The organism is Caballeronia ptereochthonis, from assembly GCF_001545075.1.
Lineage (GTDB): Bacteria > Pseudomonadota > Gammaproteobacteria > Burkholderiales > Burkholderiaceae > Caballeronia > Caballeronia ptereochthonis.
The window spans coordinates 1-25,589 of the sequence record NZ_FCOB02000013.1 but is presented as its reverse complement, the minus strand read 5'-3'; the positions used below and the strand labels follow the sequence as shown (position 1 = coordinate 25,589).

Annotated in this window: 22 protein-coding genes; 7 read left to right on the top strand and 15 right to left on the bottom strand. The window is 65.7% G+C overall.

The window, feature by feature from the left end; translation table 11 throughout:
* The first annotated feature begins 11 nt into the window (after nt 1-11).
* Together AWB83_RS15145 and AWB83_RS15140 are read left to right on the top strand one after the other, a co-directional pair.
* Nucleotides 12-854: a transketolase gene (locus AWB83_RS15145; protein ID WP_087046392.1), complete on the top strand. Its 843-nt coding sequence runs from the start codon at nt 12-14 to the stop codon at nt 852-854.
* Entirely contained in the window at nt 851-1,852 is a 1,002-nt protein-coding gene (locus tag AWB83_RS15140) for a transketolase family protein (protein ID WP_087046391.1), read from the top strand. Before AWB83_RS15145 ends, AWB83_RS15140 begins: the two co-directional genes overlap by 4 nt.
* A 54-nt stretch (nt 1,853-1,906) precedes the next feature.
* On the opposite strand, the gene AWB83_RS15135 is transcribed toward AWB83_RS15140, so the two are convergent.
* From AWB83_RS15135 to AWB83_RS15085, 11 genes are all read right to left on the bottom strand, one after another.
* Nucleotides 1,907-2,494 (bottom strand): DUF2894 domain-containing protein, encoded by a 588-nt coding sequence (locus tag AWB83_RS15135; protein ID WP_087046390.1) that lies wholly within the window; start codon nt 2,492-2,494, stop codon nt 1,907-1,909.
* Nucleotides 2,487-3,134: an OmpA family protein gene (locus tag AWB83_RS15130; RefSeq protein WP_087046389.1), complete on the bottom strand. Its 648-nt coding sequence runs from the start codon at nt 3,132-3,134 to the stop codon at nt 2,487-2,489. The genes AWB83_RS15135 and AWB83_RS15130 overlap by 8 nt, the downstream gene beginning before the upstream one ends.
* On the bottom strand, nt 3,131-5,500 hold the full coding sequence (locus AWB83_RS15125; protein ID WP_087046388.1) for a DUF802 domain-containing protein: 2,370 nt from the start codon (nt 5,498-5,500) through the stop codon (nt 3,131-3,133). The genes AWB83_RS15130 and AWB83_RS15125 overlap by 4 nt, the downstream gene beginning before the upstream one ends.
* 10 nt (nt 5,501-5,510) lie before the next feature.
* A complete protein-coding gene (locus tag AWB83_RS15120) occupies nt 5,511-6,245 on the bottom strand; it encodes a DUF3348 domain-containing protein (protein ID WP_087046387.1) in 735 nt (244 codons plus the stop codon).
* 101 nt (nt 6,246-6,346) lie between these two features.
* On the bottom strand, nt 6,347-7,432 hold the full coding sequence (locus AWB83_RS15115; RefSeq protein ID WP_087046386.1) for a linear amide C-N hydrolase: 1,086 nt from the start codon (nt 7,430-7,432) through the stop codon (nt 6,347-6,349).
* Nucleotides 7,433-7,472: 40 nt separating this feature from the next.
* A complete protein-coding gene (locus tag AWB83_RS15110) occupies nt 7,473-8,795 on the bottom strand; it encodes a BatD family protein (RefSeq protein WP_087046385.1) in 1,323 nt (440 codons plus the stop codon).
* The gene (locus tag AWB83_RS15105) at nt 8,792-10,372 is read right to left on the bottom strand and encodes a vWA domain-containing protein (RefSeq protein ID WP_087046384.1); all 1,581 of its coding nucleotides are present in this window, start codon (nt 10,370-10,372) and stop codon (nt 8,792-8,794) included. Before AWB83_RS15105 ends, AWB83_RS15110 begins: the two co-directional genes overlap by 4 nt.
* A gap of 1 nt (nt 10,373) precedes the next feature.
* Nucleotides 10,374-11,390, bottom strand: a complete 1,017-nt coding sequence (locus AWB83_RS15100; RefSeq protein ID WP_244197743.1) for a vWA domain-containing protein — start codon at nt 11,388-11,390, stop codon at nt 10,374-10,376.
* Nucleotides 11,377-11,901, bottom strand: coding sequence for a DUF4381 domain-containing protein (locus AWB83_RS15095; RefSeq protein WP_087046382.1), 525 nt, complete (start codon nt 11,899-11,901; stop codon nt 11,377-11,379). Before AWB83_RS15095 ends, AWB83_RS15100 begins: the two co-directional genes overlap by 14 nt.
* Nucleotides 11,898-12,860, bottom strand: coding sequence for a DUF58 domain-containing protein (locus tag AWB83_RS15090; RefSeq protein ID WP_087046381.1), 963 nt, complete (start codon nt 12,858-12,860; stop codon nt 11,898-11,900). Before AWB83_RS15090 ends, AWB83_RS15095 begins: the two co-directional genes overlap by 4 nt.
* Before the next feature lie 20 nt (nt 12,861-12,880).
* The gene (locus tag AWB83_RS15085; protein WP_087046380.1) at nt 12,881-13,840 is read right to left on the bottom strand and encodes an AAA family ATPase; all 960 of its coding nucleotides are present in this window, start codon (nt 13,838-13,840) and stop codon (nt 12,881-12,883) included.
* A gap of 455 nt (nt 13,841-14,295) precedes the next feature.
* Here AWB83_RS15085 and AWB83_RS15080 point away from each other — a divergent pair, with 455 nt between their 5' ends.
* The 4 genes from AWB83_RS15080 (at nt 14,296) to AWB83_RS15065 (ending at nt 20,843) form a co-directional block, all read left to right on the top strand.
* Nucleotides 14,296-15,366 (top strand): formylglycine-generating enzyme family protein, encoded by a 1,071-nt coding sequence (locus tag AWB83_RS15080; protein WP_244197760.1) that lies wholly within the window; start codon nt 14,296-14,298, stop codon nt 15,364-15,366.
* 40 nt (nt 15,367-15,406) lie between these two features.
* Nucleotides 15,407-16,522, top strand: coding sequence for an HAD family hydrolase (locus tag AWB83_RS15075; protein WP_087046379.1), 1,116 nt, complete (start codon nt 15,407-15,409; stop codon nt 16,520-16,522).
* A complete protein-coding gene (locus tag AWB83_RS15070; RefSeq protein ID WP_087046378.1) occupies nt 16,519-18,171 on the top strand; it encodes an arylsulfatase in 1,653 nt (550 codons plus the stop codon). Before AWB83_RS15075 ends, AWB83_RS15070 begins: the two co-directional genes overlap by 4 nt.
* Nucleotides 18,172-18,248: 77 nt before the next feature.
* The gene (locus tag AWB83_RS15065) at nt 18,249-20,843 is read left to right on the top strand and encodes a fused MFS/spermidine synthase (protein WP_087046377.1); all 2,595 of its coding nucleotides are present in this window, start codon (nt 18,249-18,251) and stop codon (nt 20,841-20,843) included.
* Nucleotides 20,844-20,857: 14 nt separating this feature from the next.
* On the opposite strand, the gene AWB83_RS15060 is transcribed toward AWB83_RS15065, so the two are convergent.
* Nucleotides 20,858-21,826: a SphA family protein gene (locus AWB83_RS15060; RefSeq protein ID WP_087046523.1), complete on the bottom strand. Its 969-nt coding sequence runs from the start codon at nt 21,824-21,826 to the stop codon at nt 20,858-20,860.
* 214 nt (nt 21,827-22,040) lie between these two features.
* Here AWB83_RS15060 and AWB83_RS15055 point away from each other — a divergent pair, with 214 nt between their 5' ends.
* Complete coding sequence (locus AWB83_RS15055; protein ID WP_244197742.1) at nt 22,041-22,601, top strand: GNAT family N-acetyltransferase; 561 nt, start codon at nt 22,041-22,043, stop codon at nt 22,599-22,601.
* A gap of 29 nt (nt 22,602-22,630) precedes the next feature.
* On the opposite strand, the gene AWB83_RS15050 is transcribed toward AWB83_RS15055, so the two are convergent.
* The 3 genes from AWB83_RS15050 to AWB83_RS15040 all read right to left on the bottom strand — a co-directional run bounded on the left by AWB83_RS15050 (nt 22,631) and on the right by AWB83_RS15040 (nt 25,259).
* Nucleotides 22,631-22,900: a hypothetical protein gene (locus AWB83_RS15050; RefSeq protein WP_087046375.1), complete on the bottom strand. Its 270-nt coding sequence runs from the start codon at nt 22,898-22,900 to the stop codon at nt 22,631-22,633.
* Nucleotides 22,901-23,260: 360 nt separating this feature from the next.
* Nucleotides 23,261-24,742 (bottom strand): alkaline phosphatase family protein, encoded by a 1,482-nt coding sequence (locus AWB83_RS15045; protein ID WP_087046374.1) that lies wholly within the window; start codon nt 24,740-24,742, stop codon nt 23,261-23,263.
* 145 nt (nt 24,743-24,887) lie between these two features.
* Nucleotides 24,888-25,259, bottom strand: a complete 372-nt coding sequence (locus tag AWB83_RS15040) for a GFA family protein (protein ID WP_087046373.1) — start codon at nt 25,257-25,259, stop codon at nt 24,888-24,890.
* Between the last annotated feature and the right edge of the window lie 330 nt (nt 25,260-25,589).

Below are 25,589 nucleotides of genomic sequence, written 5' to 3'. Positions count from 1 at the left end.
GGAGACAACGCATGAGCACTCCCGTCATCGAGGAGGCGACGCTCGCCGAGCGCGCCTATCGCATCCGCCGCAACGCGCTTCTAATGGGCGAAGTGCAGGGCCAAGGCTATATCGGCCAGGCGCTCGACATCGCCGATGTGCTGGCCGTCGCCTACTTCGGCGCGATGAACTACCGTCCCGAAGATCCCGAATGGGAAGACCGCGACCGCTTCCTGCTCTCGAACGGTCACTACGCGATCGCGCTGTATGCCGCGCTGTTCGAAGCGGGCATCCTGCCGCAAGCGGAACTCGAAACCTACGGCAGCGACGACAGCCGCCTGCCGATGTCCGGCATGGCGAGCTACACGCCCGGCATGGAGATGTCCGGCGGATCGCTCGGTCAGGGCCTGACGATCGCGGTCGGCCGTTGCCTGGGGCTCAAGCGCAAGGGATCGAAGTCCTTCGTCTACACCCTCTTCTCCGATGGCGAGCTCGACGAGGGCGCGATCTGGGAAGGACTCATGTCGGCGGCGCACTGGAAGCTCGACAACCTCATCGCGATGGTGGACGTGAACAACCAGCAAGCGGATGGCCCTTCGACGCAGATCATGTCGTTCGAGCCGCTCGTGCCGAAGCTCGAAGCGTTCGGCTGGTACACGCAGCGTGTGGACGGCAACGACATCGACGCCGTGAAGCAGGCCTTCGACAATGCACGCGATTGCAAGGAAGCGAAGCCGCGCATCATCGTGTGCGATACGCGCATGGGACGCGGCGTGCCCTTCCTCGAACAGCGCGAGAAGAACCATTTCATCCGCGTCGATCCACACGAGTGGAAGCTGGCGCTCGAAGCACTCGAAGCAGGGAGACAAGCATGAGCCAGACCATCGACAAGAAGCCGCGCCTCAAGACCTCGGCGATGATCGCGTCCATCGCGAGCGAAGGACAGGTCACGCGATCCGCGCCCTTCGGCCACGCACTCGCGGAGCTGGCGCGCGCGAAGACCAATGTCATCGGCATGACGGCCGATCTCGGCAAGTACACGGACCTGCATATCTTCGCGAAGGAATTTCCGGAGCGTTATTACCAGATGGGCATGGCGGAGCAGTTGCTGATGGGCGCGGCGGCGGGCTTCGCGCACGAAGGCGCACAGCCGTTCGTCACCACCTATGCCGTGTTCGCGACGCGCCGCGCGTATGACTTCATCCACCAGACGATCGCGGAAGACGACCTCGACGTGAAGATCGTCTGCGCGCTGCCCGGCCTCACGACCGGCTATGGCCCAAGCCATCAGGCGGCGGAGGATCTCGCCCTGATGCGCGCGATGCCCAACATGACCGTGATCGATCCGTGCGACGCGCTCGACATCGAGCAGATGGTGCCCGCCATCGCCGCGCACAAGGGTCCGGTGTATGCGCGTCTGCTGCGCGGCAACGTGCCCGCCGTGCTCGACGAATACGGCTACCAGTTCGAGCTCGGCAAGGCGAAACTCCTGCGCGACGGACGCGACGTGCTCATCATCTCGTCGGGCATTCTGACGATGCGCGCGCTCGAAACGGCGAAGGCGCTGCAAGCCGACAATGTGGATGTCGCCGTGCTGCACGTGCCGACGATCAAGCCGCTCGATACCGAGACGATCATCCGCGAGGCGCGGCGTTCGGGCCGTCTCGTGGTGGTGGCCGAGAATCATACGGTGATCGGCGGTCTGGGCGAAGCCGTGGCGACCACGCTTCTGAGCGCAGGCGTGACGCCGGCGTATCGTCAGATCGCGCTGCCCGATGCGTTCCTCGATGCGGGCGCGCTGCCCACGCTGCATGATCGCTATGGCATTTCGACGCATGCGATGGCGAGCACGATCAAGGGCTGGCTCGGCTGAGATCGGAATTGGGGCCGCCGTCACGCAGGACGGCGGCTTTTTTTCGTCTGCGTGTTATCGCGCCTTGCCGCGCGCGGTCTTCTTCGCCGCCCCGGGCCGCGGCGCATCCTTGTTCGCAGCGCCGCTCGCGAGCGTCAGTTCTTCCAGCCAGGAAAGCGCGTCGACGTAACCTAGGAAGTGCTGAAGATAATCGGGAGACACTTCGCGCATCAGCGACAGCGACCGATGAACGAGGCTGCTCGAATTGAGCGGCCCGGCATTCTTCGGCACCTGTGCGAGCGACTCGCGCAAGCGCTTTTCCGCGCTGACGGTCGACCAAACCGAGCGAAGCGCATCGAGCAGTTCGGAGGGTGCGGGTCGCGCTTCGGCTCGCTGGCTCATCTCATCGAGCAAACCGGCGAGCGGTGAACGCGCCGATGGTTCCGGCGCCGCGTCGCGAGCATCGGCGAGTTCCTGCGCATCGAGCAGTTCCGACAGACGCGCGTCGATGACGCGGCGCGTATCGCCCTGATGCTGTGATGCGCGCCGCGCCAGCGCCTCGATGACGCGAAAGCGCATGCGGTTCACGCGGGGCTCGCCGCGCTCGCGCCACGCGTCGAGCATTGCGCGGGCGCGCGTTACGTTGTCGCTCACGTCACTCACGTGGCTTCGTTGCCGGATTCACCGGCCTCGGCACGGCCGAGATTTCGACGCGCCGGTTCTTCGCGCGGCCTTCGTCGTCGGCGTTCGAACTCACCGGCTGCTCCGAGCCGAACGCCGCCGCGAACACCGACGAAGCCGGCACGCCGGCATCGATCAATGCGCGCATGACGGTCAGCGCGCGCTTGGCCGACAGCTCCCAGTTGTCCGCGAAACGCCGGTTGCCTTCGCGCACCTGCTGATCATCGGCGAAACCGCTCACCATCAGGATCTGCTCGTGCGAGCCGAGATACGCGGTCAGCGGACCGGCCAGGCTCTTCAGGACCTCGCGCCCCTGCGGCTGCAGCTGATCCGAGTTCAGCGCGAACAGCACATTGCCGCTGATGCCGATGCGCCCGTTCACGAGCGTCACGCGCCCCGACGCGAGCGGGCCCGCGAGCGCCTGCTCCAGCGTCTTGCGGCGCTCCGTTTCCTTCTTCTGCTGCTTGATCGCTTCCTCGAGCCGCGTCGAGAGCTGCAGTTGCACGCCGAGCACCGCGACGAGAATCAGCACGAACGCGCCGAGCAGCACCGACATCAGATCGGCGAACGCGGCCCAGACTGGCGCTGCGGCCTCGACGCCGCCGTCGATCTCCTCGTTCATGCCGCCCTCGCTCCCGGTGCCGCACGCTGTCCGGCGATATGCTGCAGGTTCTCGACGATCTGCTTCTGCGACATCATGCTCAGGTCGATGACTTCACGCGCCTGCGCGACGTAATACGCGAGTTGTTCGTCGCTGCGCGCGAGCGACTTGTCGAGCGCCGCCTCGATGCGCTGCAGATGCGCGACGAGCGTCTCGTTCGATTCGCCGAATGCCTGGACCGCCGCGCCGAACGCATCGGACAGGCTCGCCACTTCCACCGCGCTGCCGCTCACGTGCGCCGCCACGTCGTTCAGCTTCGCCGTCTCGGCTTCGACCTTGCCGGTGAATTGCGTGCCCACGCGCTCGAGCAGGTCCGCCGAGCCCGCGACGAGCGCATCGACCGCCGCGCGCTGTTCGGTCGAGGCGTGATTCACCGCATCGAGCAGCGTTTCGAGCGTGGCGAGCAGACGCGCGCGCTCGTCGAGCATGGCGGTGTCGCGAACCATCGAGTCGGAGAGCTTCTGACGCAGTTCGGCGATGACGTCCGCCGCGGCCTTCGGCGCTTCCGATGCCGCCTGCACCAGTTGTTCGATCTGCGCGATGGTGGCGCTCGCGTGCGCCTTGCTCTGTGCCGACATTTCGTTCGCGGTGCGCGCGAGCGTGTCGCAGATCTCCTGCTGACGGCTCGCTGCGAACGCGCTCGTCGCCTGCGATTCCTCGCGCAGGGTCGCGGCGAGCGCACCGAGCGCGCCGGTCCATGCGGCGAGGCGCGCCTCGTTGCTGGCGGTCAGTTCGGCGCGCAGGCCGGCGTGCGCCTGGTCCATCGAATTCAGGAGCGATGCCGCGTCTTCCGCAAACTTCGCCGATGCCGCCGTCAGTGCCTGTTCGTGCTGCGCGGCCAGTTGCTCGCCCGTGCGTGACTGCTGCGCGAGCGCGTCGCGCCATGCTTCGGACATGCCCGACGATGCGGCCTCCATGCGCTCGGCAATGCCATCGACCAGACTGGTCGAGCGTCGCTCGAACGCCTGCGCGAAACGGTCCATCGATGCTTCGTTCTGCGCCACCAGCGCCTCGAGGCCGCTCTTCACGCCGTGCATTTGCGCGGAGATGCCATCGACGAGATTCGTCGAGCGCTGCTCGAAGGCGTACGCGAAACGATCCATCGATGCCGCCATCTGTTCGACGTGCGCGTCGCTGGCCTGCGCGTGCTTCGCGACCAGCGCTTCGAGCCCATCCTTGACACCGGTCATCTGCATCGAAATGCCATCGACGAGACCCGCCGAACGCGCCTCGAAGGTCCGCGCGAAGCGCTCCAGCGATGCCTCGGTTTTCTCGGCCAGCGCTTCGTTCGATTGCCGCTGCGCGTCGAGCGAGCGGTTCCAGATATCCGCGACCTTCGCGGCGGATGCCTCGAAGCCGCCGTTCAATCCGTCCAGCTGCCGCGCGACCGCCTGCTCGACGCTGCCGTGCAACGCGGCGGTCTCACGCGCGATGCCATCCATGGTCGCCTGCATGATCGGCTGAAGCGCGGCACTCGCGGCGCGCGCGCTATCGGCGACGCTCTGCTTGAGCGACAGCTCCACCGACGTCGCCAGCCGGCGATACGCGGTCTCCGTCTTCGCGTGAAACGCGTCCTGATTTGCGATCTGCCGCTCGTTCGCGGCGAGGCTTTGCTGTTCGATGACGTTCATCATCGCGTGCAGATGCTCGGCAAGCTTCGGCATCAGCTCGGCCTGTTTCTGCATCAGATTGAAGGCCTCTTCGCGCTGGTGCGTCTGCGTGAACGCGCGGAGTGTCGTCGCGATTTTCGTGTCCAGCGTGTGCGCGGCCTGCAGGCGCTCGCGCCGGCACAGCGCCGAAAGCAGACCGAGCATCGCGGAAGTCGCCACGCCCGCGATCGACGTGCCGAACGCAAAGCCGAGCCCCGTCACCGGCGCGGCAAGCGACGCGCGAATCGCCGACAGGTCGGTCGCGCTTTCGAGCGCGGCGCCGGTGCCGTGCAGCGTCACCACCATGCCGAGCAGCGTGCCGAGCATGCCGAGCAACACCAGCAAGCCGACGAGATACGGCGTGAGCGCGGGACCCGGCAACGCGACGCGTTCGCCCTCGACACGCGAGCGCACTGCGTTGCGCAGGCTCGGCGGCAAGGTGTCGATCCACACGAAGAGTTGTTTCGGCGGCGTGTTCAGCGCGTCGAGCGCCTGCGCGAATGCGTCGGTCGTCTGCCGGAAGCGCTGCAATTCCACGGCGCCGGCGAGATAGCATGCGCCGATCAGCAGGGTCACGGCGAACGCGAGCGCGTTCGAGCCGATATAGCCGATGGCGATCCCGCAGACCGCCGCGAGGCCGACCAGAAATACTGCAACTTTCACGAAATATCGGGGCATGGCGTGCCAGTTACTGAGTGCGAAGGGCTGCAAGCAGGCCTTCGACCGGTTGAAAACGAACCTCGAGCTCGGCGAGCAACACGCTCTGCATGTCCTTGCGGAACGCAGTGAGCCAGGCGCCGGGCGCGGGTGGCGCGGCATCGCTCGATGCCTCGGACGCTTCGACGCGTTGCGCATGCGCGCGCTTCAGGCGCTCGAAGTGCCGGCCGAGCAGCACGGGCACTTGCGCGAGCAGGCTGCGCTCGCGCGCGGCGAATGTCTGCTCCATGACGGCGTCCACGACCGCGAGACGCGTCATGTCCGTCGACCTCGCGGCCACGGCCGCGCGCAGACGATTGCGCAACTCGCCGATGTCCGACTCCATCGTCTGCTGCAAGGACAGATAGTGCTGACGGAAGATCGCGTAGTCGATCCGCATGTCGTCGGGCGGCGTCTGCACGGCCGCGCGATGGCGCCCGCGCATGTCCTTCTCGCTGTTCTCGTCGCGCGTGACGGCGTTTGCGAGCCGCGTGCGCGTGCGCGCGCTCGCCGCTTCCTCGTCGCTTGCCGTGGATCGCGCGCCGGAGACGGCGGGCGGATCTGAAGCGAGCGCGGTGGACAGCGCGATCGCGTCGGTCCAGCCGAGCCATTGGCTCAGGCGGTCCGAGAGCGATTGAGCGGGTTCGCGAACGTCGAGATCGGCAAAATGCGCCAGCAGGCGAACGAGCGCCGGGCCGCTGAATGCCGTGCGCTTCAAGCCTTGCACAAGGTCACCGGAGGCAAAAGCTTGCTATTTTACCTGTGCGGGCGAGGCCATTGCCTCGTTTCGAGCGTCGGGGCGCCGCAACGCCGTGGAAGCCGCGTCGGTCAAGGCGCCTTCGCCGGCATGAACGCAAACGAGGGCGTCGCCACGAAGCTCCCCGACGCGTCCCCCGAATAAACCTGCCCGCCGTCGATGGTCAGCTTCATCACCGGCGCGCCCGGGTTGAGATTCAGCTTCTTCAGCGACACCCAGAAGGTGTCCGGCCGTGTCGCCGAATCGAAGTAATAGACCAGGTTCTGCTGATCCGACACCGTGCGCCAGATCGTCGACGACAGGTTCGGCTGTTCCGGCGTGCTGATGCCAAGCGGCACGCTCACCGAGCGCATCACGCTCATCACGCTCGCCACCGCCTGAAACGCGTACGACTGCTGCGGCACGCCCGCCATGTAGTTCGAATCGGCCTGCTTCGGAATGGCGTCGAGCAGGAAGGACGCGCGCACGAAGCGGTCCGCCGCGCGGTTCGTGCCCGGCAGAAAGCCCAGACCGCCGACGCTTTTCCAATACGTGTCGATGGCAAGCTGCTCGTCGTAGATCGGCGAGTTCGTCATCACCTTGTACTTCTTGCCCTGATGAATCACGAGTTTGCCGTTGAGATATTCGAGGATCGCCGAATCGCCGCGCGCATCCGACAGGGAGAGATGGATCGTCAGCGGCTTGCCGTTGGGCAGCGGCGGCGCGATGATCTGGAACGGCTCGCGGCTCATCACATACACGGCCTGGGCGACGGTCGCGAAGTTGTCGAGCGCGTATTGCGCCCACAGGCTGATCGACATCGGATCGCGCTTCGGGTCGGGCTTGCCGAAATCGGTCTCTGCGAGATAGAGCGCATTGGCGACGAGCCCGCGTTCGTTCATGCCATCGACCGTGCCGATCTCGTAGCCCGACACCACGACGCTGCCGTACTTCGATTTCCACTTGATCGAGCGCGGCCCCGCATTGCCGTCGCGTTCGATGCCCGCGGGCATCACCCAGAGATTCGAGCGCATGTCCTCGGACCAGTCCATCGAGCGGCCGGTGATGACGAGCCCCTTGTCGCCGACATACAGCGCGCGCGTGCAGGCGAGCGCAAGCGAGGTGGAGAGCAAGGCAAGCGCGACGATGCATGCGAGTTTCCGAACCAGACGAGTCATGACCGTGAGTCCCTGTTGTCGATGATCTTGAATTCCTGCCTCATCCTTCGTTGAGCGGCGGCAAGGCGGGGCCTCGCGCGCGCCGCGAGCGCTTCGATCGCATCCACCGATGAAGCTTCACGCGCGCGCGGCGCTCCGCAGGCTGCGGCCCTTCGAAATGCGCTTCGACCGCCTTCGCGAGCTCCGTCAACGCGGGTTCTCCCTCGCGGCCGATATGATCGAGGCGTGCGGGACGCGTGAAGCGCGGGCTCGCATCCATCCAGCGATAAAGCGCGGGCACGACGCGCCGCATGACGCCCGAATCCGCGGCCCGACGCAACGCGCGCCATGCAGCGAACTCGCCGTCCGCGCGTTTCATGCGCTCGGCGGCCCACCAGCGCGACAGACGTTCGAGCCACACGCGCATGCGCGGATAGAACCAGACGCCCGCCGCGATCAAGGCCAGCACGATGCACGCATGGACGATATCGCGCGCATCGAGGAAGATCACGGTATGGCGCGCCGCGCCCGCGAGCCCATCGGCGGGAATCTCCCAGAGCGGCTTTTCGTGCGCTGCGCGCGCCGTGAAGCGCATCGCGGGGAGATGAATCGTTTCGCGCCGGTGCATCGCCGTATTCCACCATTCGATGTCGATCGGCGGCAACTCGTAGCGTCCGCGCCGGTTGACGACATACGTAACCGTGTCCGTGCGCTCGCCCGCGACGAGGCCCGTGCGATCCTCGGAGATATTGCGCGTCGCGGGCGGCTTCGGATAGCGGCGCAAGCCCTGGATCTCGCCGAACTGCACCGGCGCGATCAGCATCGACTCGGTCGCGTCGGCGCGCTGCGCGACGATGCGCGTGACCGTGCCGCCCACTTCGAGCTTGCCGTCCTGCGGCTCGATGCGCTGCGTCGCCGTGAGGTTCGGCGCGGGGAAAAACGAAGTCATGCCCTCCGCGCCGGGCGGCAGCGTCGCGCTGAACTTCAGTGCAGGCGTTTGCAGCGCGACGGGCGTATCCGTGCCGCCCGGATGCAGGGTGATCGTGAACGCCGGCACATCGAACGCGCCCGAAGTGCGCGGCACGATGCGATATGCGCGGCTCACGCCGAACCAGCGCACGCCGTCGATCATCTCGTTCATGTTCAGCGCGCTTTCGTCGGGGAGCGTGACGAAGGCATCGTGAATATCGAAGAGCGGCCAGTCCGGCGCGGCGGTGAACCAGGTCGTCGTGAGCGCGTCGACGACGAGCTTCACCGCGCTGCCCGCCACCACCGGCCCGGACGGTTCGAGATGCGCGCGCAGCATCGTGCGCGGCGCATCGTCGGCCCACGCGATCGAGCATGCGATGCACAGGCAGAGCATCGCGAAGAGGCGGCGCATCATGGTCCGCTCCCGGCCTCTTGCTCGAAGCGCTGATGCAGAAACACCGCCGGCGACGTGTTCAGGTTGCGCATCCACGCCTCCTCCGAAGGACGCTGCCCCTGCACGAGCACTTGCTTGCCTTCCTTGCTCTTCTTCTTTTGCACGTCGATCTGATCGGGTTTCAGCGTCGTCGATTCGTCGCCTTCGTCCTTCTCGTCCTTGATGAGCTTCTGCACCAGAGCGCGGTTCGCGCGCGCATCGGCGAAATCCGCGCGGCGTGCGAGCGCGTTGTCGTAGGCCTTCATCGCGCCCTCGTAATCCTTCAGATGCGCGAGCGTGTTGCCGATGTAGAACTGCGCCTCCGCCGTATCCAGCCGCGAGAACGTTTCGAGCGCATCCGCGTAGTCGCCCGCGAGATATTGTGCGCGGCCCTTCCACATCGGATCGTCGAAGCGCTGCGCGGCGCGCTTGTAGTCGCGGTGCTCGAATCGCCAGCGGCCTTGCTGATCGTACGTGGCGAAAAGATCGATCCATTCGAACGAAGCCGCGTGAGCTTCATTCGGCGCGCCGGTAGTTGCAAGCGCAATCAATACGACGGGCAGCCACTTCACCGTCCAGCCGCGCCTGAAGCAATAGAGCGCGATGACGAGAATCGGCAGCACGAGCCAGTAGCCCGACTCCTTCCAGCGCGGCACGATCTTCGATTCCTGCGCCGCTTCGAGATAGACCTGCGCGCGGCGCCGCACCCAGTCGATGTCGTCGTCATCGGGGCGCATGCTCGCGAGCGGAATGGAGGCCGCGTGCGTGATCTTGCGGATCGCCTGTGCCTCGAACGTGCCGGTGACCGGATGACCCGCATCGTCCATCGCGAGTTCGCCGTTCGCGGCGCGTATGGGACCGCCGTTCTCCGTGCCCACCGCGAGCCACAGCAACTGATGCTTCGACGCCTTGGCGATGCGCAGGAATTCATCGGTGCAGCTTTCGTCGAAGCCGTCGCTGATGAAGACGATCGTGCCCGCCGCTTCGTCCTTCTGCAACATGCGCTCCGCTACCGCGAGACCAGCCGCCGCGTTCTTGCCGTCGTGCGGCATCAGCTCGGGCGCGAGCGCGGGCACGTACAGTTCGAGCATCGCCGGGTCTTCCGTCGGCGGCGCGACGAGATGCGCGCTCGACGCAAAGACCACCAGCCCGGTGCGCGCGCCCTTTCTCGCCGCCGCGAGATCCAGCACCTTCTGCTTCGCGCGCTCGATGCGCGTCGGCGCAACGTCGGTTGCATCCATCGAGCGCGCGAGTTCGAGCACGACCACGAGCGGCGCCTTGTCCTGATCGAACGGCGGGCGCTCCTGCTGCCAGGTCGGCCCGGCGACGGATAATGCGCCGAGCGCGATCAGCGCGGCGAGCGCATGAACCGGCTGCACGCGACGCCGCGTCTTGTCGCCGACGATCAGATGCTCCAGCAATTCCGGCGCGATGATGTTGCGCCAGCGCGCCCGCACGTCGTTGCGCCGCAGCCATGCGAAGGGCAGCAGCGCGGCGGGTATCAGCAGCAGCAGCCACAGCGGACGAAGGAAGTGAAAGGCAGTGAGGTCGATGGCCATATCAGGCCTCTGTCTCTTCCATGGTCGCGCGGCGCGGCGCGCGCAGCAGCGCGACGAGATACGCGAGCACGTGATACAGCGTGAGAATCGACACGGCGAGCACGACCGGCATCCAGTAGAACTCGCGCTGCGGACGATAGATCTCGCGCTTGATCTTCTCGGGCGTCATCTTGTCGATGTCGGCGTAGACGGCGGCGAGATCCTGCTCGCGGCTGAGCGCATGGAACGCGCTGCCGCCCGTCGCCTGCGCGATGCGCGCGAGTGCGTCGAGATCGACCTTGTCCTCGCCTTGCGTGTCCGGATTGCCGATGCCGATCGTATGCACGACGATGCCATGACGCTTCGCGATGCGCGCAGCCTGTTCCGGAGGAATCGCGCTCGCGGTGTCGTTGCCGTCGGTGAGCAGGACCAGCACCTTCTCCTGCGCGGGCGTGCTCTCCATCAGCTTCACCGCGAGACCGAGCGCATCGCCGATGGCCGTGCGCGGCCCCGCCATGCCGATGCGCATCGCATCGAGCAGCATCAGCACGCTGTCGTGATCGAGCGTGAGCGGGGCTTGCGGATAGGCGGCATCGCCGAACACGACGAGACCGATGCGATCGCCCTTGCGCTTCGCGATGAAATCCGCGACCACACGCTTCACCGCGCTCAGGCGGTCCATGCGTTCGCCAGTCGCAGTATCGATGAAATCGCGCTCGCTCATCGACTGCGACAGGTCGATCGCAAGTAGCAGATCGCGCGCGGGCATGTCGCGCGTCACGGGCGCCTCGACGAACACGGGGCGCGCCGCCGCGATCAGCAGCAGCACCCACAGCAAGGGCATCAGCAGCCGTTGCAGCCAGTTGCTGCGCAGGCGCACGCCGCCGGGCGCGGGCTTCTCGCCGGCGGCTTCGGCCATCTCCTGAAAGAACGGCATGCGCACGGCGGACGCCGCCGTGCGATAGGCGGGCACGAGCCACCACACCAGCGCGGGCAGCGGCAACAGGACGAACATCCACGGGAACTCAAACTTCCACATGATGGTGCTCGATCCAGTTGCGTGCAGCTTGCGCGAGGCGCTCTGCTTTTTCCCGCGTAACCGCGGCCAGACGCTCGTCAGGTGCATAGCTCGCCATGTAGAGGAGCACACCGCTTTCATCGTCGAAAGCGGTGTGCGTCTTGCGCAGATATGCGAGCCACGACGCCCCGCTCAACGCGGCCACCTGTTCGCGCGGCGCGGCCGCGAGCGCCGTGCGCTTGACGAGCGGCGCGATCTGCGCAAGCGCCGCAGCGCGCGTGGCTTCATCGCTCAGCCTTGCTTCGATGCGCGCCAGCTCCGCGAGCGCCTCGCGCCGGTAACGTGATTTCTCGTGACGCCGCCATGCGATCCATGCGCATGCGAGCGCGAGCGCCCCCAGCAGCAGCGCGACGAAAACCCAGCCGATGGTTTGCGGGGCATAGGAAACCGGCGCGGGCAGCGGCAATTCATGCAGCGATTGCAGTGCGGCCGGCGTGTCGTGTGGCGCGAGAGAGGACGCCGCGTCGCTCATATGCCGCTCCCCGCTGCATGACGCGGCCGCTCGCCGAAGAGCCTGCGCACCTGATCGACGACGGGCTCGGCCGTCGAGAGCGCCATCAACGGCACGCCGCTTGCGCGCAGCAAGTCCGCGATCTCGGCGGCGCGCCCCTTGAAGAGACTCGCGAGCGGCGCGCGCACCCGCTCGTTCTCGATGCGCAGTTCCACCTGCAAGCGCCCCTCGCTCACGACGAGCGCGCGATGCTCCGGCATGCGCTGCCACATCGGATCGAAGACGAATGCGGCGATCACGTCGTTATGCGCCGCGAGTTGCCGCAAAAGCTGGCGCGTGCGCTCGTCGGCGCCCGCGAAATCGCTCATGATGCACACGAGAAAATCATGCCCCGCGATCTGCAGCACGCCTTCGAGCGCGGCGTTCAGTTGCGCGTAGTTCGTGCGTGCGGGACTGTCGGCGGCGAGCGCGCGATTCATGCGGGCGATCGCGCCGAAAAGCGTGTCGATGCGGCTTCTGCTGCGCAAGGGCCGCACGCGCACGACTTCATCATCGCCGAAGACGACGCCGCCCACGCGATCTCCCGCGGCGAATCCCATCCACACCGCGAGCGCCGCGGCTTCCGCCGCGACCACCGACTTGAACGCGTGGCTCGATCCGAAGAACATGCTCATGCGCTGGTCGACCATCACGAGCAAGGGACGATCGCGCTCCTCCGTGTACACGCGCACATGCGGCTTGCCGGTGCGCAGGCTCACGCGCCAGTCGAGATGACGGATATCGTCGCCGGGCAGATAGCCGCGCAGTTCCTCGAAGTTCAGGCCGCGCCCGCGCATGCGCGACGCATGCCTGCCCGACAGGATGCTCGACACCGGCGCGGGCGCGAGAAAGCTCAGGCCGCGCGCGCGGAATTCGAGCCGCGTGAGATGCGCGGCATCGACATACACGCGTCCAATCGAATCCTCTGCGCTTGCCGCCATTGAAGCGCTCCCTTGCACGATTACGCCGGCACGGCCACCTTCTCCACCAGTCGATCGATCACCTGGTCCACGCTCACGTTGTCCGCGTTCGCGTCGTAGGACAGCAGCAGGCGATGACGCAGCACCGGATGAATCACCGCGCGCACATCGTCGGGCGTGACGAATGCCCGCTCCTCGAGCCACGCATGCACGCGGCTCGCGCGATCGAGCCCGATCGCGCCGCGCGGGCTCGCGCCGACCTCGATCCATTTGCCGAGATCGGCATCGATGGTCTCGCCGCGCCGTGTCGCGTTCACGAGCGAGACGATGTATTCGTCGATGGCGGGCGCAACCGACACGCGCCGCGCCGCCTCGCGCGCGCCGAACACATCTTCCTGCGAAAGCGTCTCGAAGCTCGCCTGCTCGCCCTCGCCTTCGCGGCGCAGGAGCCGCAGCATCTCGCACTCGCTGGGCGGCGACGGATACGTGATCAGCACCTTCAACAGGAAGCGGTCCATCTGGGCTTCCGGAAGCGGATATGTGCCTTCCTGCTCGATGGGGTTCTGCGTCGCCATGACGAGGAAGAGATCGGGCATCGCATGCGTCTTGCCCGACACCGAGATCTGCCGCTCTTCCATCGCTTCGAGCAATGCGGATTGCACCTTCGCGGGCGCCCGGTTGATTTCATCCGCGAGGATCAGATTGCCGAAGATCGGACCGGGCTGAAACGTGAGCGTGCGCTCCGTGCCCGATTGCAGGAGTGTTTCGCCACCGGTGATGTCGGAAGGAAGCAGATCGGGCGTGAACTGGATGCGCTTCATCGTGGCCGCGAGCCGCGCCGCGATTGCCTTCACGGTGCGCGTCTTGGCGAGGCCCGGCAGGCTTTCGAGCAGCACGTGGCCATCGGCGAGCAGTGCGATCAGGATCTGACGCACGACCGCCTCCTGCCCGACCACTGCTTGCCCGATGCTCGCTTCGAAACGCCGGATGGTATCGCGCATGACTGGCTCGTTCCCGATGAGTTGGTCGATGTTACGCACTGCCTCGCGACGCTGGCTGCCCGCGTGAGCGACAAGTTACTGGACCCGGGCCCTTTCGTCAAAGCATCGCATTGCTGTGCATTTTGAAATGTCCGGCCCGCTGAAACACCCGTTTGCTCGCAACCATGCCGCCTTGCATGCCTTCGCAACAAGACCCTAAAAAAAGATTGAATTCGCGTATGCGTTCGTATATTGGTGGGACCGAATGTGGTCGAAGCGATGGTCGAAGCGCGAGCGGAGTGACGCACATGGCTGACAGATCGACGAAGCGCGAGGTGACGGCAGGCGAGCGGGATACGACGGCCGCATCGCAATCCGTCCCGCGCGCGGGTGGCTCGCGTGTGCGGCGCACGGGCCTCTGGGTCGTGCTGATTCTGCTGTGCCCCGCGCTCGTCGGCTATGCGGTGAGCCGGGCGATGACGGAGCCCGCGAAGCCGCAGATCCGCGTCGTGCTCGGCGACGGCGTGCACGGTCCGAAAGGCATGGCGTGGGTGCCCGGCGGCGAATTCCTGATGGGCAGCGACAGCAAGCTCGCGCAAGCAAACGAACGGCCCGCGCACAAGGTGCGCGTGCACGGCTTCTGGATGGACGAGCACCACGTGACGAACGCGGAGTTCCGCACGTTCGTCGACGCGACGGGCTACGTCACCACCGCCGAGAAAAAGCCCGACTGGGAAACCCTCAAGGTGCAACTGCCGCCCGGCACGCCCCGCCCGCCCGATAGCGCGCTCGTGCCCGGCGCGATGGTGTTCGTCGGCACGAAGGAGCAGGTGCCGCTGCAGGACTACTCGCGCTGGTGGCGCTTCGTGCCCGGCGCGGACTGGCGGCATCCGACCGGGCCCACGAGCAACATCGACGGCAAGGACGACCATCCGGTCGTGCAGGTCTCGTACGAAGATGCGCAGGCCTATGCCAAATGGGCCGGCAAGCGCCTGCCCACCGAGGCCGAATGGGAATTCGCCGCGCGCGGCGGACTGGACCAGGCCACATATTCCTGGGGTAATCAGTTCTCGCCGGATGGCAAGCAGATGGCCAACGTCTGGCAGGGCCAGCAGCCGCAGCCGTTTCCCGTGCTCAACGCGAAGGCTGGCGGCGCGGCGGGCACGAGCCCGGCGGGCAGCTTCCCGGCCAACGGCTATGGCCTGTCGGACATGACCGGCAACGCCTGGCAATGGGTCGCGGACTGGTATCGCGCGGATCAGTTCCGGCGCGAAGCCTCCGTCGGTGGAGTGGTCGACGAGCCCACGGGCCCAGCCGGTTCCTGGGATCCCGCCGATCCCGGCGTGCCCGTGCAAGCGCCCAAGCGCGTCACGCGCGGCGGTTCGTTCCTGTGCAACGAGGCCTATTGCCTGAGCTATCGCCCGAGCGCGCGGCGCGGCACGGACCCGTACAACAGCATGTCGCATCTGGGCTTCCGGCTCGTCGTGGACAAGGAAGTCTGGGAGCGCACGCACGGACGACAGACCGTGAATACCGCCGCGCGCTGAGCGCATGCGGCACATCGCCTTGACTCTCGAGGAGAGACGCATGCACCGGCTGCGCAACGCACTCGACCGTCTGCTGGGCTACGCGACGACGCTCGTCGCCGCAATGGTCATCGCGGCATGCGCGAGTTCGGGCGGCAACACGAGCGTTGCACCGGCATCGAGCCCTCAGGCGATGCCTGCCGCGGCCGCCGTGCTGCCGTCGTGGCGCGAAGGCCGTTCGCGCGACATGATCATCCGCTTCGTGAACGACGTGACGCGTGAGGGCTCGCCCTCCTACGTGCCGGCTGCCGAGCGCATCGCCGTGTTCGACAACGACGGCACCCTATGGAGCGAGCAGCCGCTCTATTTCCAGTTCGTATTCATGCTGGACGAAGTGAAGGCCGCCGCGCCGAAGCATCCCGAGTGGCGCAACAATCCGGCGTTTCGCGCGCTCGCCGCACACGATCAGGCCGCGCTCGCGGGCCAGCATAAGGAATTGATGAAGCTCATCGCGGTCGCGAACAGCGGCATGACCGTCGACGAGTACGACAGCGCGATCCGCGCGTGGCTCGCATCGGCGAAGCATCCGAGATTCGGGCGGCCCTATACCGAGCTCGTGTATCAGCCGCAGCTGGAATTGCTGGCGTATCTGCGTGCGAACGGCTTCAAGACGTACATCGTGTCGGGCGGGACGATCGAATTCATGCGCGTGTTCGCGCAACGCGTCTACGGCATTCCGCCGGAGCAGGTGATCGGATCGAGCCAAATCGTGAAGTACGAGATGCGCGACGGCAAGCCCGCGCTCGTGCGCGAGCCGAAGATCGATTTCGTCGACGACGGGCCGGGCAAGCCCGTCGGCATCTATCGCAACATCGGAAGAAGGCCGCTGCTCGCGTTCGGCAACTCGGACGGCGACCTGCAGATGCTGCAGTACACCGCCGCGCAGCCGGGGCCGCATCTCGCGCTCATCGTGCATCACGACGACGCGGCCCGCGAGTTCGCCTACGACCGGCAATCGAAGGTCGGGAAGCTCGACAAGGCCTGGGATGAGGCGCTCGCGAAAGGCTGGATCGTCGTGAGCATGAAGGACGACTGGAACGTGATTTATCCGCCGGCGCGGGACAGTAGCGTTTTCTCTGGGGCATGCGGGTGCATCGCGAAAGGAGAGCAACAATGACAAAGCCGAATCTTCGACGCGTCCGGTATCTGACCGGCGCCCTCGCCGCAATCGCGGCAGTCTGCGTGCTGGTCGTCCCACCGATGATCTCGACCGCGCAGACGCAGAACAACGCGAAGCCCGCCGCGCAGAACAACGCCCGGCCCGCGAACAACAACCAGAGCTCGAGCAAGCCGAACATCCTCGTGATCTTCGGTGACGACATCGGCCAGACCAACATCAGCGCGTACAGCAGGGGCGTGGTCGGCTACGACACGCCGAACATCGACCGCATAGCCAATGAGGGCATGCTCTTCACCGACTATTACGCGGAGAACAGCTGCACGGCGGGGCGTTCGACGTTCATCACGGGTGAAGTCACGCTGCGCACGGGGCTGTCGAAAGTCGGCATTCCGGGCGCGAAGGTCGGCCTGCAGCCGCAGAACATCACGATTGCCGAAGCACTCAAGCCGCTCGGCTACGCGACCGGCCAGTTCGGCAAGAACCATCTCGGCGACCGCGACGAGTACTTGCCCACCAAGCACGGCTTCGACGAATTCTTCGGCAACCTGTATCACCTGAACGCGGAGGAAGAGCCGGAACGGCCCTACTATCCGAAGAACGACACGGCGTGGGTGAAGGCCAACGCGCCGCGCGGCGTGATCCATTCGTTCGCGGACGGCAAGATCCAGGACACGGGTCCGCTCACGACCAAGCGCATGGAGACGATCGACGACGAAACGACGCAAGCGGCGATCGACTTCATCCAGCGTCAGGTGAAGGCGAACAAGCCCTTCTTCGTGTGGATGAACACGACGCGCATGCATCTGTTCACGCACGTTCGCCCCTCGATGCAGGGACAAAGCGGCATGCCGGGCAACGAATACGCGGACGGCATGGTCGAGCATGATGGCGACGTCGGCAAGCTGCTCAAGACGCTCGACGACCTGAAGCTGACGGACAACACGATCGTCGTCTACACGACGGACAACGGGCCGAATCAGTTCTCCTGGCCCGATGCGGCGACGACCCCGTTCCGCAGCGAAAAGGACACCAACTGGGAAGGCGCGTTCCGCGTGCCCGCGATGGTCCGATGGCCCGGACACATCAAGCCCAACTCGGTATCGCGGCAGATGATGTCGGGCCTCGACTGGTTCCCGACCCTGCTCGCGGCGGCCGGTGACACGAACATCTCCGACCGCCTGCTGAAGGGCACGTCGGTCGGCGGCAAGAATTTCAAGGTGCATCTCGACGGCTACAACTTCCTGCCCTACCTCACGGGACAGGCGAAGGAAGCGCCGCGCCACGAGTTCTATTATTTCAATGACGACGGCATGCTCGTCGCGATGCGCTACAACGACTGGAAGCTCGTGTTCTGCGAGCAGCGCCTGCCCGGAGGATTCCAGGTCTGGGCCAATCCGTTCACCTGCCTGCGCGTGCCGAAGGCCTTCAATCTGCGCATGGATCCGTATGAGCGCGCGGACGTGGTGTCGGATCAGTACTACGACTGGATGACGAAGAACGCCTACATCGCGGCGTACGGCGTATCGAAGGTCGCGCCGTTCCTTGCAACGTTCAAGCAATATCCGCCGAGCCAGCGGCCGTCGAGCTTCAGCATCGACCAGATGACCGAGGCGCTCATGAAGAGTATCGAGGCCAGCGGAAAATAAGGCGCGCGCCCGCTGCATCGAAAGACGCAGCGGGCTTTTTCGCGGCTTTTTTCGCAGACCAGATCCGGACTTTCACGATGAGCCACCTCAGCGCCGACCATCCGAAGTCGATCCGCCGCGATGCCGCGCGCAAGATGCGCCGCACGCAATTGCGGGACGCGCCCGTCGCACGAAAGGCCGCCGCGCCCGCGTTGCTGCTCTTCGCATCGGGGACTGCCGCGCTCATCTATCAGGTGCTATGGGTGAAGCAGCTCACGCTCGTCGTGGGCATCGAGGTGCAGGCGGTGACCATGGCGGTCGGCGCGTTCTTCGCCGGCCTCGCGCTCGGCGGCTGGCTCTTCGGCAGGCTGGCCGACCGCAGCGCACAGCCCTTTCTGCTCTATGCCGCACTGGAGATCGCGGCGCTCGTGCTCGGCATCGGCGCAACCGAAGCGCTGGCGCATGCCGCCGCGTTGTTCGCCACGTGGCAGGCGAGCGCCGGAGCGCTCGCGTGGGCATTGCCGTTCGCACTCGTCGGCCTGCCGGCCGTCGCGATGGGCGGCACGCTGCCCGTGCTCACGCGCGCGCTCGCGCCGTCTCGCAACCATGTCGGCGGCGCGGGAGGACGGCTCTATGCAGCCAACACCGCGGGCGCGATCACGGGCGCGCTCCTGCCCGCCTTCGTGCTCATTCCCCTGTTCGGCGTTCAGGGCAGCGCGCTCGCCGCAGCCGGATTGAACGCCGTCGCGGCGCTCGGCGCGGTGGCGCTTTCGCGTGGCGCACGACCGAGCCTTGCCGACACTGTGGGCGCCGATGCGCCGCGCACGCAGGCTTGCGCAGATGCAGGACAGGCGCGCGTCGCGGTCGCGCTCTATGCGGTCGCCGGCGGCATCGCGCTCGGTTATGAAGTGGTGTGGTCGCAGGCGATCGCACAGTTCATCAGCACGCGCAGCTTTGCTTTCTCGATCGTGCTCGCGACTTACCTGCTCGGCCTTGCGCTCGGCAGCGCGATCGCCGCGCGTTACGTGGACCGCGTGCGCGATCCGTGGAGCGCGTTCGGCATGCTGATCGGCGTGGCGGGCCTGGCGGCGCTGGGCGGCGTGGCCTGTGCGGGCCGCTGGCTCGCGCTCGCGCAGCGGCATGCGTCGGCGCTCGCGCTCGCCGCGACCGGCAACCTGCTCGCGTCGATGTGTGCGAGCTTCGCCGCGGCCGCCTGCGCGATCGTGCTCGTGCCGACGCTCCTGCTGGGCGCGGCGTTTCCCTTTGCCTTGCGCATGGCCGCGAGCGGCGGCGCGAACCACGCGCAAGCCGGCGTCGGCGCGGATGTCGGTCGCGTGTTCGCGCTGAACACCGCGGGCGGCATCGTGGGCACGGTGTTCGCCGGCTTCGTGCTGGTGCCGTCGCTCGGGCTGATACGCTCGCTCGGCGTGCTCGCGGTGGCCGCGGGTCTCATTGGTTTGGCGGCGGCGTTGAGCGGCAGCGTCGCGCGCAAGACGGGCATCGCCGCTTGCGCCTCGGTTGCGGCGCTCTCGGCGATCGTTGCGTTCGCCACGCCCGCCGATCGTCTCGGCAGGCTGCTCGGCGATGCGCACGGCGGCAGCCTCGCGTACTACGAGGAAAGCCCGGGCGGCACGGTCGCCGTGCTGGAGCAAGGCGATGGCGCGCAGCGCTTTCGGCGCCTCTACATTCAGGGCGTCTCGAACTCCGGCGATGCGATGACCTCGCGCCGCTACATGCGCCTTCAGGCGCTCGCGCCGCTCATCGTGCATGGCGGCACGCCGCGCTCGGCGCTCGTGATCGGCCTCGGCACCGGCATCACCGGCGGCGCGCTGCTCACGTGGCCGACGCTGGAGAAGCGCGTCGTCGCGGAGTTGTTGCCGGCGGTCGTGCGCGCGTCGTCGCGCTTCGACGGCAATTACGGCATGAGCGCCGATCCGCGCATCGACGTACGCGTCGCGGACGGAAGGCGCGAGCTTCTTTCGCGCCACGAGCATTACGATCTCGTGACGCTGGAGCCGCCGCCGCCCTCGGCCGCGGGCGTCGTCAATCTGTATTCGACGGACTTCTACCGGCTCGCCGAAGCGCGCCTCAACCAAGGCGGCATCGTCGCGCAATGGCTGCCGCTCGCGACACAGAACGAGGATCAGACGCGCTCGCTCATCCAGAGCTTCCTGCAGGTGTTTCCGCATGCGGCGCTATGGACGACCGAATTTCACGAGATGATGCTCGTCGGCTCGATGCAGCCGATGCCGCTCGACGTGCCGCGCATCCGCGCGCGCCTCGCGCAACCCGAAGTCGCGCGCGCATTGCGCGAGGTCGGCATCACGTCGCCGGAGGCCTTCGTTGCGACGTGGGTCGCGGATCGTTCCGCCCTCGCGTATTACGCCGAAGACGCGCGCCCCGTCACCGACGACGATCCACGCATCGAGTACGCACCTTGGGTGCGTCGCGGCGATTTCCCCGTGACGCTCGCGCACATGCTCGCGCTTCAGAGCGAGCCGCCGCTCGCCGGCGCGGACGCGGCGTTCGTCGATACGCTCGCCGCCGAGCGCCGCACGCTGCACGCGTTCTATCGCGCGGGGCTCGACGCCTATCGCGGCGACCGCGATGCGTGGAGGAGAGACATCGGCGCGGTGATGAACGCCGATCGCGCAAATCCGTATTACCGCTGGGTGATGGGCGTTTCGGATTAGACGAGGAAGCGCCGTCAGAAGACGAGCGTCGCCGTCGCCATGAAGGTTCTCGTGCTCTTCAGCCGGTTCACGCTCACGACCGAAGGCACCCAGCGCATGCTCGCGGAGAGCGATGTCTTGCCGCCGAGCCTGGTGTCGTAGGTGACGATCGGGCCGACCGTGAAATCGCGCCCGACGAAGCCGTCGAGACGGTCGGCGGTCGGGCCGGTATCGTTGCCGAGCTGCTGCACCGTGCCCATCACGACGCCCATGCCCAAGCCGTTCGCGAACTTCTTGAGACCCATCACATCGAGCGTGAACAAGGGCGCGTTCTGATAGTTGGTCGCGGTATTGCGCGTATAGAACTGGAAGCCCATGACCGCATCGAACTCGAGACCGTACTTCGGCACGATCTTCGTATAGGCGATCTGCGGCACGAAGGTCCAGTTGTTCAGGCTCGGATTGGCGAGCGCGTTGGGTTCGTATTTGCCCGTCGGGGCCCAGATGTTGAAGGACAGCGCGATGTGGTCCGTCGCCGAGAAGTGATAGCCGGCCTCGATCGGCGTGAACAGCATGTCGTAGAGATTCGACGCCCGATCGCTCGTCGTCCGGCTGAACTGGCCGATGGCGAAGCTGCCCGACACCTTTTCCCACACGTACGGCAGCGTGACGCCCGACGCAAAGTCCCAGCCTCCGTATTTGCCCCACACCTTCAGCAGGCTCGCGAGCGTGAGGGACAATTCGGCGTTCAGGCCGAGCGAGCTCTGGCCCGCGATCGGCACCTGACGGCCGGCGCCGATCGAACCGTCGAGATAAACCGTCTGCAGGCTCACGATCCACACCGGCTCGGGCGGCACGATGCCCACCCCGGACAACACGCTGGTTCCCGTCACGGGCCGGCCCAGCGCGCCTTCCGTTGCCCGGGCGTCGCCCGCACCGAGCATCGACGCCAGCGCAACGAGCACCGCCGGCAGGCGCAAACCTGAAACGATGTGCTTCGTCATGCGCTTCTTCGTGCGGCCGTGTCGTGCGTTCATCAGCGTGTTCATGCTCGCACCTTCGAAAGGTTGAAACCTGCGTCCGGTGGACCTACAAGCCGAGTTCAGCAATATTGGATTTTCCCTGAGTTGTAAAGCGCGCGGCGCGAAACAGGCTGAGGACGAATCTGCTCGACCACACGATCGTCGCGACCGCGAGTTTCCGAGGCGACCGGCATACGTGGCTATCATTGACGCTCTTGCCCAGCCGATTCATTCCATCATGCCGAACACGTCCGCATGCTCGTTCCGCCGTCTCGCGCCCGACGACGCCGAAGCCTTTCGCGATATCCGCCTCGAAGGCCTGCAACGCTATCCCGCCTCCTTCGGCGCTTCCTACGACGATGAACGCATCCAGACGCTCGAATGGTTTCGCGCGCGCATCGCGGACCATGCCGTGTATGGCGGCTTTACGAGCAATGGAATGCTCGCGGGCGTCGCCGGCCTTCTGGTGCCGCCGGGCGCGAAGATGAAACACAAGGGAATACTCTGGGGCATGTACGTTCGCCCGAATGCACGCGGCACGGGACTGGCCGCCGCGCTGCTCGATTGCGTGCTCGCGCATGCGCGGGGTGTCGTCGATGAAATCAAGCTGGAAGTCGCGCCGGACAATCGCGCGGCGATCGGGCTATATTGCGCGGCTGGATTCGTCGAATATGCGCGCGAGCCTCGCGCGCTCAAGATCGACGGAACGTATCACGATTCGGTGTTCATGACGCTGCGTTTCGAACAGCCTGCGTGAATCCTTCGTCAGGCGGGGAGAGAAATTTTCTAACGCCATGACGAAGGCACTCGAAAGAGCTCGTCGAATTCGTCGGTGGGTTCCTCCGTACAGCCGATGCTGAAAAGAAACTTGCTCATCCTGATCATCTCGATGACGCCATCCACGATGATCAGGCGGTACACCTCTCCGATTTCGTTCTTGATGCCCACGCGCATGTCGATCAGAGGCTTCGCGCCGCACGCGTGCCTGGACACGAACTCCATGATCTGCGGATCGAGTTCCGACCGGGCCGTGCCTCTGATCAATTCGCTGCGCATGTTGCCTTCTCAAGATCACATTTGACTTCGTCGGAGATTTTGGCACGCTGGCATCGCTAAGCGATTAAGCCACGGCCAAAAATCCAGATGTGTATCGAGACGCAGTGCGAGCAATGACTCTGTAACTTCTTATGATCGTTCTATATGGGGTTTCAGTCTTTGTTCATCCTCGTCGAACATCACGCACGGCATGACCGTCGATGCTTGATCCGGATGTCGAAGCAATGGAAAACGTTTGCGATCGCAAACGCTCGAAATTTCTTGACCGCGCGCCGACCAAGCCGCTCAAGCGGCATGATCGACGCGTTCAATTGCTGCAGTTTTTTTGGAAGCTCGGATCGATTTGCCGAGCATGACGCATCAGGATGAAGGGAATCCTAGCGCCGTCGCCTTTGCGCGTAAATCGGCGAAGCGTCCGCCCGGCGTCGGCGTTTGCGAGGCGCCCTCGGCGGCCTTCCCGGTCTGCGATTGGTCGACGGCGCCAAGACCCGATCCGCTCGAAGGCGTGTTCGAACATTCGAGGCCGAACGGCCCTTGCGGCACCACGAGCGCGGGTGCGTCCGTGCGTGGCGCGTCGCTCAGATCGAGCGCATAGGCGATGTTGAACGTGGTCGGATCGCTTGCCCGCACGCCCAGCGGATCGATTCCGAAACGCCACGCGAGCAGTTGATGTATCGAGCTCGGATCGAACGGATAGCGCGCGACATTGCCTGCACGCACGCGCGGCCCGAGCAGCGCGCAAGGCACGCGGAAGCCCAGGCGTCCGTCGTTGCCGATCTTCTGCTCGGCGGCCGACGTCGACTTGACCGGCGGCGCGACATGCTCGAAGAATCCACCCCACTCGTCATACACGATGATCATGAGCGTCGTGCTCCAGTTCGGGCTTGTGCGCAACGCTTCGTAGATCTGCCCGAGCAGCGCCTGGCCGTTGCGCACGTCGGCGTGGGGATGGTCGTCGTTTGACGTGCCGTTCACTTCGCCGCCGAAGCTCGGATCGACCATGCAGAACGACGGCAGATTGCCCGCGGCCGCATCGGAGAGAAACTCCGAGAAGAGCCGGGAGCGGCCGACGTAGCGCGTGCCGTAAAGCGCCGTGAACGGCACGTCATGGAAGTAATACTTCGACGAGACGTTCTTCGCGTCGAGGTGGTCCCAGATCGTCGAGAGCGATGACGTGTCGACCGAATCGTTCAGGCGATCGGTCTCGCCGCTGTGCAGATAGAGGCGATTTGGAAACGTGTCGGCGAGAATGCCGCTCATGTAGTAGTCGCAGACGGTGTATTGCGCGGCTGCCTGCCGATAGAAGTCGAGGTCGCTGCCGGTGAAATAACCGATCGGCAGCAGGTCGCCGCGCGTCTCGTTGGTACCCGCCGTGAGCAGGAAGCCGTTCATCGCGCCGTCGGCGAGATGCGTGCGGCCGGCGCTATACATGTGATTCGGGTCTGCGAACTGGCAACCCTGAAAGCCGTATGCCGCGTTGGCCGAAAGCGAGAACGACGCTTGCGCCGTGCCGAATGCATCCATGAACTGCCTGCCCGCCTGCGTGCCTTCCGCGCCTGGCACCCAGCCGAGCAGGTGATCGAAGGAGCGGTTCTCCATCGTGACGAGCACGACGTGATCGATGCCCGAGGTCGCGGGCGCGGGTAGCGCGGGCCGTGGAAGATTCGCGCGATCGGGCGGAATGACGCCGATGGGGTTCGTCGGCGTGACGGTGCCGGAATTGTCGTCGCTACCTCCGCCGCCGCAGGCCGACAGCATGGCCGAGCTGGCGAGCGCGGCGAGCAGCCGGCGACGTACCGCATCGGGTTCGTGGGACGCTGGTTTGGAGGGCTTCTCGGCCATGGCGACGCTCCGTATGAGTGTAGTTATCGAACGCCGTTCGTCTGCAAACGCGGTTGCGCTTCATGACGTCGAAGGCGAACGGCTTGGGGGTGCCGGGACCCAGCACGTTGCGTTCCCGGCGCCCTTCACTCACACGGCAATGCGGCTATGCGCCAGTCACGACCGAACTGCTCGCGCCGTCCGCGACGGGCGCATCGAGCGAATACGCGTCGACGCCTTCGATGCAGCCAAGGTTCACGCGCCATTGGTCCGGGTTCGCCCGCGTCTGATGAAACGTGTAAATTCCGCAGCGTCTACAGAAGAAATGCTTTGCGACGCGCGTGTTGAATTCGTACATGGCGAGTTCGTTCTCGCCGGAGAGAATGCGCAGCTTGTCCGCTGGAAACGGAGGCGACATCACTGCGCCGCGGCGCCTGCACAGGCTGCAATTGCACCGCACGGCGGGTTCGAGCGGCGTATCGACTTCGAAGGTGACCGTGCCGCAATGGCACGCCCCTTTCAGGATTGTCGGGTTCATCGGGTGTCTGCCTCCTTCGCGGTTTTCGTTCACGCGGTGTTCTTCAGGTGCTGCGTGAGGGCGATCATCGTTTCTGTAAAATCCTGATTTCTTAGTGGTCTATTAGCGTTGCCCCTGTGCGGGGCGGCAGTCACTTTCTTTGCTGCTGCAAAGAAAGCAACTGTATTGAAGGTCAAGTGCAAAGGCACAAGGAATCATGGTTTGGGTGGGTTCCAGGGCGTGGCATCGCGCATCATGGCGTTGAGCTGGGTGAGGAGCTTGCGCATGCCGGCGACGAAGGCGACCTTGGTCTTCTTGCCTTTGGCACGCAGCCGATCGCAAAACGCCTTG

Coding starts and splice junctions, on each gene's coding strand:
- AWB83_RS15105 (WP_087046384.1), bottom strand. CDS start 10,372: ATGGCCATCGACCTCACTGCCTTTCACTTCCTTCGTCCGCTGTGGCTG.
- AWB83_RS15050 (WP_087046375.1), bottom strand. CDS start 22,900: ATGCGCAGCGAATTGATCAGAGGCACGGCCCGGTCGGAACTCGATCCG.
- AWB83_RS15145 (WP_087046392.1), top strand. CDS start 12: ATGAGCACTCCCGTCATCGAGGAGGCGACGCTCGCCGAGCGCGCCTAT.
- AWB83_RS15095 (WP_087046382.1), bottom strand. CDS start 11,901: ATGAGCGACGCGGCGTCCTCTCTCGCGCCACACGACACGCCGGCCGCA.
- AWB83_RS15080 (WP_244197760.1), top strand. CDS start 14,296: ATGACGGAGCCCGCGAAGCCGCAGATCCGCGTCGTGCTCGGCGACGGC.
- AWB83_RS15040 (WP_087046373.1), bottom strand. CDS start 25,259: ATGAACCCGACAATCCTGAAAGGGGCGTGCCATTGCGGCACGGTCACC.
- AWB83_RS15060 (WP_087046523.1), bottom strand. CDS start 21,826: ATGACGAAGCACATCGTTTCAGGTTTGCGCCTGCCGGCGGTGCTCGTT.
- AWB83_RS15100 (WP_244197743.1), bottom strand. CDS start 11,390: ATGTGGAAGTTTGAGTTCCCGTGGATGTTCGTCCTGTTGCCGCTGCCC.
- AWB83_RS15070 (WP_087046378.1), top strand. CDS start 16,519: ATGACAAAGCCGAATCTTCGACGCGTCCGGTATCTGACCGGCGCCCTC.
- AWB83_RS15130 (WP_087046389.1), bottom strand. CDS start 3,134: ATGAACGAGGAGATCGACGGCGGCGTCGAGGCCGCAGCGCCAGTCTGG.
- AWB83_RS15075 (WP_087046379.1), top strand. CDS start 15,407: ATGCACCGGCTGCGCAACGCACTCGACCGTCTGCTGGGCTACGCGACG.
- AWB83_RS15115 (WP_087046386.1), bottom strand. CDS start 7,432: ATGACTCGTCTGGTTCGGAAACTCGCATGCATCGTCGCGCTTGCCTTG.
- AWB83_RS15045 (WP_087046374.1), bottom strand. CDS start 24,742: ATGGCCGAGAAGCCCTCCAAACCAGCGTCCCACGAACCCGATGCGGTA.
- AWB83_RS15125 (WP_087046388.1), bottom strand. CDS start 5,500: ATGCCCCGATATTTCGTGAAAGTTGCAGTATTTCTGGTCGGCCTCGCG.
- AWB83_RS15085 (WP_087046380.1), bottom strand. CDS start 13,840: ATGCGCGATACCATCCGGCGTTTCGAAGCGAGCATCGGGCAAGCAGTG.
- AWB83_RS15140 (WP_087046391.1), top strand. CDS start 851: ATGAGCCAGACCATCGACAAGAAGCCGCGCCTCAAGACCTCGGCGATG.
- AWB83_RS15065 (WP_087046377.1), top strand. CDS start 18,249: ATGAGCCACCTCAGCGCCGACCATCCGAAGTCGATCCGCCGCGATGCC.
- AWB83_RS15110 (WP_087046385.1), bottom strand. CDS start 8,795: ATGATGCGCCGCCTCTTCGCGATGCTCTGCCTGTGCATCGCATGCTCG.
- AWB83_RS15090 (WP_087046381.1), bottom strand. CDS start 12,860: ATGGCGGCAAGCGCAGAGGATTCGATTGGACGCGTGTATGTCGATGCC.